This window comes from Chryseobacterium sp. UNC8MFCol, assembly GCF_000482305.1.
GTDB lineage: Bacteria > Bacteroidota > Bacteroidia > Flavobacteriales > Weeksellaceae > Chryseobacterium > Chryseobacterium indologenes.
In genome coordinates this window covers 264,043-275,932 of sequence record NZ_KI535293.1, presented here as the reverse complement: position 1 = coordinate 275,932, position 11,890 = coordinate 264,043, and the positions used below count along the sequence as shown (strand labels likewise).

Sequence of the window (11,890 nt, the reverse complement as noted above, 5' to 3'; positions counted from 1 at the left end):
CCGATTATTGGCCGACATATTAAAAAGTCCACTTTTACTGAAGTGGACTTTTTATTTTCATAGTGACCTGAATCTTAATAATGCTATTGCCCCAGATATTCTTTCAGTAATTTTTTATAGGTCCTGCCAAGCGGGAGTTGTTCTCCCCCATTCAGATGTACGTGAAATGCATCATAGGATTTGATATGAGAAGATAACACGATATAAGATTTATGGATTCTGATAAATCCGAAACGCTGAAACTTTTCTTCAAAATTCGACATCCTTTCCAGGATCATATATTTTTTCAAAGGTGTGATCAGTGTTATATACTCTCCAAATCCCTGTATCCATAGAATGTCTTTCAAAAAGACTTTATTCATCACGTAATTGGATTTAAACATGATATAATCTTCCTGTTGGCTGGCAGAATTTTTAAAGTGTAAAAAATCCTTGGCTTTATGAATGGCTTTTTTAAAAGTTTCAAAGTCCACAGGTTTTACAAGATAATGTACAACATCGAGCTCAAATGCCTTGACAGCATATTTCACCTCCAGTGTCAGGAAAATGCAAAGAGGTTTATAAGGAAGTTGCTGAAGTAGCTCTACTCCATTGATTCTTGGCATGTTGATATCGAAAATAACAAGATCTACCGGTTTTTTTGTAAGATATTCCAATGCTTTTTCAGGATCCTGAAATGATTCCAGCAGCTCTACCCCTTCAATACGGGTACAATATTGTCTGACCAGCTGCAATGCAGGATATTCGTCATCAACATTTACTACAGTCAGATTAGCCATTTAGCTTAATTTTTAATACTATTTTATACTTATTATTTTCTGCCGGTCCTGAAATAAAATCAAAACTCCCCGGATAAAATTTTTCTAATATATGAATAACTGCATCATTACCCAATCCATGGTAACCGGTTTCTACAGAGTATGCCTGATGCTGAGCTACCGAATTAGTAATAGTAAAAAACAATTCTGATTCTTCTATTCTGCAGGATAACCTTATAAAACTATCCTCAGCCTCTCCTATTGCAGAATGTTTTAATGCATTTTCAAATAACGTAAGCAATACAGAAGGAGGAATTTCTACAATATCAAACTCTTCCAGATCCGGTACATCAAATACAATATCAAGCCGGTTATTATATTTCAGCTGATATAAAGACGCAAGTGCCTTCAGAGACGAAAATTCCTGGGAGACGGTGATTTTGGTCTTTCCGCTATCGTAAATAATATATTGTAAAAGCTTACTTAACTGCAAAATAGAATCCGATGTTTTCTCGGAATAGCTAAAACTATTGGCATACATATTATTGAGGGTATTCAACAAAAAATGGGGATTCAGCTTAGATTTTAGAAGGTCCAGGTAAAGCTGTTCTTTTTCTTCACCAAGATCGATCACATCCTGTTCGATCAGAAATTTATCCTTTGTAATTCCTAAAAAGGAAGCAACAAGAATGACAATGCCCTGGGAAATATAAACATTATAAAGAAAACCGACATGATAACCTTCTCTGGAAAAATTCATTTCAAATACTGCAGGTTCCCACAAGATCCTAAAAAGGCTGGAAACCAAAAAACAGATTAAAGCGTATAATATAAACTCAGGATATTTATTGGATAAATAAAAATAAGGGACAAGATAATAATATACCAAATAATACAGCCCAATATTAAAAATTACATTCAAAATAATACTCCCGATCAGCTCATAGGAATCCAGAAAGTAATTTTCGGTAAAATAAGTCATCAGGATAAAGACAAATAAGAAAAAAATATGCTGAAATCTCAGTAAAAATTTCCAACGGTACCGCATCAGACCTTCAAGAATTTTACCGCTAAACAAAATCCTGATAATCAATAATATAATTATAAAATTTATGATTAAAAACATATTTTAACTCCTATTTTGCGCTCAATCAAATATACCATCTTTTTACCGCAAAATGCAGTTCGTTGATAAAAACTGCTATTGATTGAAAAATTCAAAAGCCGCTGTTTCTAATAAATATATTTGAAAGACTTCAATATTAATCAAATATTATATGAAACTTAACACACGATTAACCCTTTTCTTATCATTCTGTTTAATGAGCAATCTCTTATACAGCCAAAGCAAGGATAATTATAATATGTGGTTTCAGTATCTGATGTCTGCAAAGATCACCAATAAAAGTACCTTAACAGCACTTACCCAATACCGGTCTTTTGATCTGGCTTATGATACAAGGCTCTTTCTTCTTAATGCTTATGTAGATTATGAAGTGGTTGAAAATATAAAACCGGCAGCCGGATTTATGTTTTTGACCCTTGAATCTTACAATGCCGACGATTCCAAGAAAATAAGGTATGAAAAAAGACCATTCCAGCAAATAACTGCTGATTATTATATTGGCCGGACTTCAATATCCAACAGACTTAGGGTGGAAGAACGTTTTCTCAGCAATCCTGATGAATTCCAGGTCAGGATCCGATACCTGATTTCCGTCAGAATTCCGTTCAATAAAAAAGGCGAAAAAGAAAGACTCTACGGTATTCTTAAAAACGAAATAAGAATGAATATCGAAAAAGAGGAACCTTTTGACAGCAATCGTATTACAGCAGGTTTTGGAATAAAAACCGGAAAAAATTCTGCATTGGAAATTGCTTTTATCAATCAGCTGGAAACAGGAAAAACAAGTAACTACGGATTTCTAGGCTTCCGGAATACATTCGACTGGAGAAAAAAAAATCAATAACAACATCATAAACACATAAATAACTATGCTAACATTTCTTGGTTTCATAATGATTTTCATTTTCATGATTCTTATTATGAACAAAAAACTGACTCCCCTTACAGCCTTGGTTCTTGTTCCGGTTCTTATTGCTTTTGTTGCCGGTTTTGGGCCGGACCTTGGCAAAATGATGAAAGAAGGGATAAAAGAAATTGCTCTCACCGGAGTGATGTTGATTTTTGCCATACTCTATTTTAGTCTGATGATTGATACCGGACTCTTTGAGCCACTGGTGAATGCTATTTTAAAAGCTGTAGGAGATAATCCCGTAAAAACAACTATCGGAACAGCCATACTCACTACATTGGTTTCTTTAGACGGAGACGGATCGTCTACTTACATTATTGTAGTAGCTGCCATGCTTCCGCTTTATAAAAAACAGGGCATGAATCCTTTGGTACTGACCTGCATCATTATGCTTTCCGGCGGGATTATGAATATTCTGCCATGGGGCGGCCCTACAGCAAGGGTAATGAGTTCTCTGAAATTGGGGCATACCGAAATCTTTGTACCGATGATTCCCGTGATGCTGATCGGTCTTGTATGGGTTTTCGTTGTAGCTTATATTCTCGGGGTAAAAGAAAGAAAGAAAATCAATACCCATGGCAAATACACCCGATACAGCCAGCAGGATATTGTGGGCAGTGATGATCCTGCATTACGTCGTCCCCAACTTATTATTGTCAACCTGATTCTTACCATCATTCTTTTAGCGGTGATGATCCTCGATATCATTCCGTTGGGCATTGCTTTTATGATTGCTTTCTGTATAGCCTCTGTCATCAACTATCCCAAGCTGAAAGATCAGCAGAAAATTATTTCCAAGCACGCAGGTAATGCATTATCGGTAGCAGGAATGATTTTCGGGGCAGGAATTTTTACGGGAATTCTTAATGGCACCGGCATTATGCAGGCGATGGGAAACAGCATCATTAATGTTGTTCCGCAAAGCTGGGGTGGTTATCTTAATATTATTACCGCTGTATTCAGTGTGCCACTTACTTTTTTCCTGACCAATGATGCCTATTACTTTGGGATCTTGCCGGTGATTACCGCTACAGGACATCAGCTCGGAATTTCACCTGAAATTCTGGGACGCGCGAGTCTTGTCGGCCAGGCATCACACTTGCTGAGCCCGTTGGTTCCTTCCACTTATTTATTGGTGTCATTAGCCGGTGTAGAATTTTCAGATCATTTAAAATTTACTTTAAAATGGGCTATAGGGTCATCCATTGTCATGCTGCTTGGTGCTTTAGTGCTGCAAATCATTTAGAACCAAGACCGGAAGTAGATATTACAATCTAAAATCACTTAAAACTAATTTCATTAAGCTAATCAGAGATTATAATGAATAACTCTCTGCCCACTTACCACCCAATAACTTCCGCTCCTTATCCGAACTATTTATTATTTTCGTAATCTACATTATAAAAAAACCTGAATGAGTTCCTTACCCAAGCAAAAGACGTTTACTGATTCTTATCTGAGAAATCTTAGCCTGTATGCATTCACAGCTATTATCTGTGGAGCATTAACCGGGTATTATTTCCCGGAGGTCGGAAGGCATCTGGAGCTGGTAAGCCATTACTTTTTTGTACTTCTTGAAGTTCTTATTGTTCCCATTATTTTCATTGCTGTTACCTATGGCGTAAGCTATATTTTCAGTATTGAAAATGCTTTTAAAATTGTGGGCCGGATGATCCTCTATTTTCTGGCGATTACTTCCGTAAGCATTCTGCTGGGACTTGGCTTTGGTCTTCTCCTGAAACCCGGCGCTGATACGGGAATTTCTACAGCAGTGATCCACAAAGAGATTCCCGGACACTTTTTAAGCCAGCCTAACAATCCGTTGCAGATCAGTAATTATGTCATTTTCCTTTTGATCTCTATTTCTGCCGGAGTGGCGATTGGTCTTTCAGGGGCGAAAAATAAACTGATCAATATTTTAGATGAGGGTAAGAATTTGTTTTTTAAACTTATAAAGTATCTGTATATTTTTCTTCCGATTGTTATTTTCTGCAACATCGCCTTTGGGATTTCGGTCTATGGCATCAATACCCTTCTCCCACTAAGCAAAGTGGTGGCTACCGTGTATCTTGCCAGCCTTGTTTTTATTTTCGGAATATTAGGGCTTGTCACTTCCTTATTCAGGATCAGTCTTTGGGATTTTTTAATCAGCATCAAAGAAGAAATTATACTCGTAGTAGCGACTTCTTCCTCCAAAACAGCTTTTCCCATCATTTTTGATAAAATGGAATCTCAGGGATATGACCGGAAAATTCTTCGTTTTGTGATTCCTTTGGGATACAATTTTAATCTTGCAGGAGCCTGTATCTATCTTTCGATCTCCTGTATATTCCTGGTACAGTTTTACAATATTTCTTTAGGTACTTCGGATTATATCTGGCTTTTCATCATTATTTCCATGGCGTCGAAAACAGCATCGGGAGTTCCCGGATCTGGTTTTTTGGCCCTTATGTTTACCTTAAGCAGATTTGGAAAAATTCCCGTTACAGATCTTGCGTTGTTGTACAGTGTAGACCGTTTCATGAACGAAGCACGGTCGGTAACCAATTTTATAGGCATTGCAGTTTCAGCGGCTGTTATCTCAAAGCTTAATCAGCATCATAAAGACATAGTCTGATCGGTTTAGCGATAGTATATTTTCAAAGCGACATCAAAAATAAAATGTAACTTTCTGAATGCTCGTAAAAACAATTCACTAAAAAAGGTCAAAATACCAATACCGGCCTCCCGTCTACCAACAACCTAACTACCTGTTTTAAAAAATATTACCTTTGAAAAATAATAAGACACCAACTGTCAAAAAACCTGATTGACATAAAACGCTCAGGAATCAATCAAAACTATTACTTATGAAAAATGCTAAACTATTAAGCAGAGAAGCCCAAAAATCCATCATTGGAGGAGCTGCTGCAAGACTTGTGTGTTGTGACTATGATGACAACATGAAATGTATCCGTTGGATCGGACCGGGACAATACTGTCCGTGACCTGATTATCCCATAACCATTACAATAAAGGCCGGAAATTTCCGGCTTTCTTTTTTTATATTTTTCTGTGCATGGTATTTTTCAGGATCCGGAAAAGGCATACTGCAAAACATTAGAATCTGACAACCAAATAATTATTAAAAAAAGACTTAAAAATATTTCACCCTTAAAGGAAAAAGTTTTATATTTGAACTACTTCTTTTTACACCAAATGTCAAGAACCTGGTTGACTTTAAATTTTCAGGAATTTTGTACAAACAAAGATTATTAACTATGAAAAATGCTAAGTGATTAGCAGAGATACCACAGGCAACCAATAGTAGTGCTGAATTGCGCTACTTTTGTGAAAGAGACTGCAACGGAAAATGTGTCCTTTGGCAGAACCTGGAGAAACTTGCCCCAGTAAAAAATCAATTCATGAGTTAGATAAAAGCCGGAAAATTTCCGGCTTTCATTTTTATTTTTCTGCCAAATTTTCACATTCGGAATAAAAAATCTGCCATTTCAGCCAACACTGTCTCATGGCATACATTTAGAGAATTCCAACACAGAAATAATTAAAAAATAAATATATTATGTCAGTAAACTTTAAACCATTGGCAGACAGAGTTCTGGTAGAGCCAATCGCAGCAGAAACTAAAACAGCTTCAGGTATTATTATCCCGGATACTGCAAAGGAAAAGCCGCAAGAAGGTACTGTAGTGGCAGTAGGTCCTGGTAAAAAAGATGAGCCTACAACGGTTCAGGTAGGTGACAAAGTTCTTTATGGAAAATATTCAGGTTCTGAATTGAAGTTAGAAGGGAAAGATTACTTAATCGTAAGGGAAGCTGATTTATTAGGAATTATAGGCTAAGATTTCAGATCACAGACATCAGATTTAAGATTAAAAAATCAAATTAAAAAAATATCGTTAGCTGTCTAATATCTGACATCTAACATCTAATATCTAATCAAAATGGCAAAAGAAATAAAATTCGATATTGAATCAAGAGACGCTCTAAAGAGAGGAGTAGATGCATTGGCTAATGCAGTAAAAGTAACTTTAGGTCCTAAAGGGAGAAACGTAGTGATTGAAAAATCTTTCGGTGCTCCGCACGTAACTAAGGACGGTGTTTCTGTTGCAAAGGAAATCGAACTTGAAGACAGAGTAGAAAATATGGGAGCGCAAATGGTAAAAGAAGTGGCTTCCAAAACCAATGATATCGCAGGAGACGGTACTACTACCGCTACTGTATTGGCACAGGCTATCGTAAGAGAAGGTCTTAAGAACGTAGCAGCAGGTGCTAACCCAATGGATCTTAAAAGAGGGATCGACAAAGCAGTAACAGCGGTTGTTGAAAACCTTAAAACACAGTCTCAGGCTGTTGGAGATTCTACAGATAAAGTAAAGCAAGTAGCTTCTGTATCTGCTAACAACGACGAAACGATCGGTGCTTTGATCGCTGAAGCTTTCGGAAAAGTTGGTAAAGAAGGAGTAATCACTGTGGAAGAAGCTAAAGGTATCGATACAACCGTTGACGTTGTAGAAGGTATGCAGTTCGACAGAGGATACCAGTCACCTTACTTCGTGACTAATCCTGAGAAAATGTTAGCTGAACTGGAAAACCCATATATCCTTTTAGTAGAGAAGAAAATTTCTTCAATGAAAGAATTGTTACCGGTTCTTGAGCCAATTGCACAAGGTGGTAAGTCTCTATTAATCATCTCTGAAGAAGTTGAAGGTGAAGCTTTAGCAACTTTAGTGGTAAACAAATTAAGAGGTTCTCTTAAAATTGCTGCTGTAAAAGCTCCGGGATTCGGAGACAGAAGAAAAGCAATGTTAGAAGATATCGCGATCCTTACAGGTGGCCAGGTGATCTCTGAAGAGCAAGGTTTCACTATGGAAAACATCTCTTTAGATATGCTTGGAACTGCTGAGAAAGTGACGATCGACAAAGACAATACAACAGTTGTAAACGGTGGTGGTGACGAAGCGAAAATCAAAGGAAGAGTAGCTCAGATCAAAGCTCAGATGGAAACTACAACTTCTGACTACGACAGAGAAAAACTTCAGGAAAGATTAGCTAAGTTAGCCGGTGGTGTTGCTGTATTGTATGTAGGTGCTGCTTCTGAAGTAGAAATGAAAGAGAAAAAAGACAGAGTTGACGATGCATTACACGCAACTAGAGCTGCTGTTGAAGAAGGTATCGTTGCAGGTGGTGGTGTTGCTTTAGTAAGAGCCATCTCTTCATTGAACGAACTTTCCGGTGCTAATGCTGACGAAAACACAGGTATCAAAATCGTGAAAAGAGCGATCGAAGAGCCATTAAGACAAATCGTTGCTAACGCAGGTGGTGAAGGTTCTGTAATCGTTGCTAAAGTAGCAGAAGGAACAGGTGACTTCGGATACAATGCGAAAACTGACGAGTATGTTCAAATGCTTGAAGCAGGTATCATTGACCCAACTAAAGTAACAAGAGTTGCCCTTGAAAACGCAGCTTCCGTATCAGGTATGCTTCTTACCACTGAATGTGTAATCACTGAAGTGAAAAAAGACGAACCAGCTATGCCAATGGGTGGTGGAATGCCAGGAATGATGTAACAACGTGTCGTTGAGACAATTTAATATATTAACCGTTCTACTTTATAGGACGGTTTTTTTTATTATATTTGGTGACTCACTATGACCCATGAAAAAATCTACAATGAAGATCAGTTTCCTTTCTGGCGTATTTATTTGGTTGCTGCTAATAGCTTTACCGCAAATGGCCTTTTCACAATCCACAGGTTTAACCATTCAGGATGTAAAATTTGAAAGCCAGGGGATCACTCTTGCAGGCTCTATTTTAGAACCTGAAAAACCGGTGGCAGCCGTGGTAATTGTTCACGGGTCTGATCCCGTAAAAAGGGAAATGGAGTTTGCAAAACGTCTTGCTAAAGAAGGTATTGCCGTACTAACCTATGATAAACGCGGAGTTGGAGAATCCGGAGGCGTGTATGTAGGGCCATCTGTAGGTACGAATAATATTGACACGGCTAATCTTGATCTATTGGCCCAGGATGCCAATGCAGCTGTAACAACATTTCAGGCTTATTTGAAACAGAAAAAACTCCCAATCGGGCTGGTAGGATTCAGCCAGGCAGGATGGATCATCCCGATTGCAGCAAGCAAAAACCCAGGTATTGAGTTTATGGTTTTGTTCAGCGGCCCTACCATTACAACGCTGGAACAGCTTCGCTTTCAGTTCTATACCAACGGAAACCATAGTTTTTGGGAAAACCATACAGAAGCAGACGCCATTGAACATACCCTAAAAGATCCGGACAGGTACCAGTTTGCAGCGACTGATCCTAAAACCTATTTGAATACCCCTTCAATTCCCGGGCTTTGGCTTTTTGGCGAAAAAGACATACAGATCCCGGTAAAGTTGTGTATAGAGCAATTGAATACACTCAAAGCCCAAGGCAAGCCCTTTAACTATATGTCTTTTCCTCAATTGGGCCACAATACGTCTTCCGGTACCGATACTGCCCCCGTTGACGCAGCTATCCAATGGATAAAGCAGAAAGTGAAGAGTAAAAAACCTAAATCTTCACAATAAAGCATGTGTAAACATGCTTGAAGCAGACATCCCCCGCAAGCCCCGCTGCGCAAAGTCTCCAGACTTTGCGCAAAAACAATCCAAAGTCAGGAGACTTCGGATAGCAGAGGCGTAGGATTGTAGAAACCGGATCATACGAATTCTTCTTACAACTGAATGCTAATGCCTGAAGTGAAGAGCGCTGAACCGGCTATGCAATCGGATGAAATATCAGGAATGATGTAATAGTGAGTCACTAAGACAAATTTAATATATAAACCGCTCTGCTTTTGTAAGACTGCTTTTACTCATATTACGGCTTCCCGTAAGGAAATATTATTTTGATCTTTTAACTTTGCAAGAAACTCATAGAGGAGTATTTACATATTTAATTAAAACCATTTTTTTTATACAATACGTATATTTGTTGACATCTTAAAAATTAATAATGAAATCAATTGTAGTCTTTAATAATAAAGGAGGAGTCGGAAAAACTAGCTTATTATGTAATATTGCTGCTTACTTCAAGATAAAGAAAGGTAAGAAAGTATTAGTAATTGATGCAGATCCACAGTGCAATGCTACTACTTATATGTTTCCATATTCTCTTATAGATGACATTTATAAAGCTGAAAATACAATTTTTAAAATTATTAAACCTCTACAAAGAGGTAAAGGTTATTTGAGATCAGACTTACCCATTCTCACAAGCCCCAATTTTAAAATCGATGTTATACCTGGTGACACACAATTATCTTTAACTGAAGATTTTTTAAGCAAGGATTGGTTAGATGGAAAGTCAGGTGATTATAGAGGATTACAAACAACCCTACTTTTCAAAGATTTATTAGAGAAATTAAAAGATGATTATGACTATGTATTTTTTGATGTTGGTCCATCTTTAGGAGCTTTAAATAGATCTGTATTAGCTGCCTCAGATTTTTACATTGTTCCTATGTCTTCAGATATTTTTAGTCTACAGGCACTTGAAAATATTTCTAAATCTTTAACCGAATGGAAAAAACAATTGGATCGTGGATTGGAAGATTATAAATTAAGAGAACTAGAAGAGTTCAAAATTAATGATAATCCTGTTTCTTGGAATTTACAATTTGCGGGATATATAACTCAGCAATATACTGCCAAAACAGTAAATGGCGTTAAACGTCCAGTGAATGCATATGAGAAAATAATAAAAAGGATTCCCAACGCAATTCAAAAACATTTAATTGCCAATAATGATATATCATTAAAATTTGTAAAGTTAGGAGAAATTACTAATCTAAATAGCTTAATTCCCTTATCACAAAGTAGTAGTGTTCCCATATTTGATCTAAAGTCTGAGAATGGAGTGGTTGGAGCTCACTTTAATAAAGTAAAGGAATATGATCAAACCTTAAAAGAAATAACTTCTAAATTAATGCAAAATATTGATTAGGATGATAAATTGGCCACCAAATTTAATTAGTGATATTGCAAGACGTAAATCTGTTCTTGTTTTAGGGGCTGGAGTTTCAAAAAACTCTACAAATAATGTAGGTGAACGTCCTAAAGATTGGAAAGAATTTTTAATCTCTTCAAGTGAAAACTTAAGTGGAAAATCGGAAATTAATAGACAAATAAAATCTGGTGATTTTTTAACAGCATGTGAATTAATTAAGAAAGAGTTAGGGAGAGATGATTTCAATACAGTCATAAAAGACGAATTCTTAAATCCAAGGTTCAATCATGCCGAAATTCATCAACATATTTACAATTTAGATTCTCGCATAGTAATAACTCCTAATTTCGATAAAATATATGACACATATGCAAACAGTACATCCCAAGGTAATATTATCATTAAAACATTTACTGATGATGACTTAGTAGATTGTATCAGAAGACCAGAACCTTTAATCATTAAGATTCATGGCTCTGTAGATTCAACTGATAAGTTAATTTTTACAAGAAAGGATTATTCGGAGGCAAGGACTAAATATCGAAATTTTTATCAGATAATTGAAGCTCTATCCTTAACTCATACGTTTGTATTTATTGGTTGTGGAACAAATGATCCTGATATGAGGTTATTATTGGAAGACTTTACTTTTAAATACCCTCTAAATAAGCAACATTATATTGTGATGCCAAAAAATGCTCTCAATAATAAGGTTAAAGAAATAGTTAAGGAAACTATGAGTTTAAAAATTTTGGAATATGATTCTTCAAATTATCACAAATTACTAACAGATTCTCTAGCACAATTAGTTAATGATGTGGAAATAAAACGTCAAGAGATTGCAAGTTTGCAATCATGGTAAACGGTTTTTACAATAGTATATCTACTTATCTTATAATGAATATTTGTTTAACCCCGCTCCGCAAAGTCCCCGCTGCGCAAAAGTCTCCCCGCTGCGCAAAGTCTCCCGACTTTGTGCAAAAACTATCCAAAGTCAGGAGACTTCGGATAGCGGATTTTAAAATCTTGACAAGAATATTTACGACAATACAATAGATTGTACTTATGAAATGTGAATTTAATTTCAAAATATTGTTTTGTTAGAAG

The 11,890-nt window shown here is 36.6% G+C and carries 11 protein-coding genes; 9 read left to right on the top strand and 2 right to left on the bottom strand.

Annotation, left to right across the window (positions count from 1 at the left end):
- Positions 1-83: 83 nt before the first annotated feature.
- Together M030_RS0123235 and M030_RS0123230 are read right to left on the bottom strand one after the other, a co-directional pair.
- Positions 84-779, bottom strand: a complete 696-nt coding sequence (locus M030_RS0123235) for a LytR/AlgR family response regulator transcription factor (protein WP_027375598.1) — start codon at positions 777-779, stop codon at positions 84-86.
- The gene (locus M030_RS0123230) at positions 772-1,884 is read right to left on the bottom strand and encodes a sensor histidine kinase (RefSeq protein ID WP_228375345.1); all 1,113 of its coding nucleotides are present in this window, start codon (positions 1,882-1,884) and stop codon (positions 772-774) included. Before M030_RS0123230 ends, M030_RS0123235 begins: the two co-directional genes overlap by 8 nt.
- Before the next feature lie 196 nt (positions 1,885-2,080).
- Between M030_RS0123230 and M030_RS0123225 the strand changes: the two genes are divergently transcribed.
- The 9 genes from M030_RS0123225 to M030_RS0123180 all read left to right on the top strand — a co-directional run bounded on the left by M030_RS0123225 (position 2,081) and on the right by M030_RS0123180 (position 11,645).
- Positions 2,081-2,728 (top strand): DUF2490 domain-containing protein, encoded by a 648-nt coding sequence (locus M030_RS0123225; protein WP_051585223.1) that lies wholly within the window; start codon positions 2,081-2,083, stop codon positions 2,726-2,728.
- A 25-nt stretch (positions 2,729-2,753) separates the two neighbouring features.
- Positions 2,754-4,040, top strand: a complete 1,287-nt coding sequence (locus tag M030_RS0123220; protein ID WP_027375595.1) for a CitMHS family transporter — start codon at positions 2,754-2,756, stop codon at positions 4,038-4,040.
- A 168-nt stretch (positions 4,041-4,208) separates the two neighbouring features.
- Entirely contained in the window at positions 4,209-5,411 is a 1,203-nt protein-coding gene (locus M030_RS0123215) for a cation:dicarboxylate symporter family transporter (protein ID WP_027375594.1), read from the top strand.
- A 232-nt stretch (positions 5,412-5,643) separates the two neighbouring features.
- On the top strand, positions 5,644-5,781 hold the full coding sequence (locus tag M030_RS25830; protein WP_165446395.1) for a hypothetical protein: 138 nt from the start codon (positions 5,644-5,646) through the stop codon (positions 5,779-5,781).
- Between the two features lie 575 nt (positions 5,782-6,356).
- On the top strand, positions 6,357-6,635 hold the full coding sequence (gene groES, locus M030_RS0123200) for a co-chaperone GroES (RefSeq protein WP_002976538.1): 279 nt from the start codon (positions 6,357-6,359) through the stop codon (positions 6,633-6,635).
- A 102-nt stretch (positions 6,636-6,737) separates the two neighbouring features.
- Positions 6,738-8,363 carry a chaperonin GroEL gene (gene groL, locus M030_RS0123195; RefSeq protein WP_027375593.1) on the top strand — a complete coding sequence of 542 codons (1,626 nt, stop codon included), beginning with the start codon at positions 6,738-6,740 and terminating at the stop codon, positions 8,361-8,363.
- Between the two features lie 103 nt (positions 8,364-8,466).
- Positions 8,467-9,363: an alpha/beta hydrolase family protein gene (locus tag M030_RS0123190; RefSeq protein ID WP_027375592.1), complete on the top strand. Its 897-nt coding sequence runs from the start codon at positions 8,467-8,469 to the stop codon at positions 9,361-9,363.
- Between the two features lie 427 nt (positions 9,364-9,790).
- Positions 9,791-10,780: a ParA family protein gene (locus M030_RS0123185; protein WP_027375591.1), complete on the top strand. Its 990-nt coding sequence runs from the start codon at positions 9,791-9,793 to the stop codon at positions 10,778-10,780.
- Between the two features lies 1 nt (position 10,781).
- Positions 10,782-11,645: an SIR2 family protein gene (locus M030_RS0123180; RefSeq protein ID WP_027375590.1), complete on the top strand. Its 864-nt coding sequence runs from the start codon at positions 10,782-10,784 to the stop codon at positions 11,643-11,645.
- Positions 11,646-11,890 lie beyond the last annotated feature (245 nt).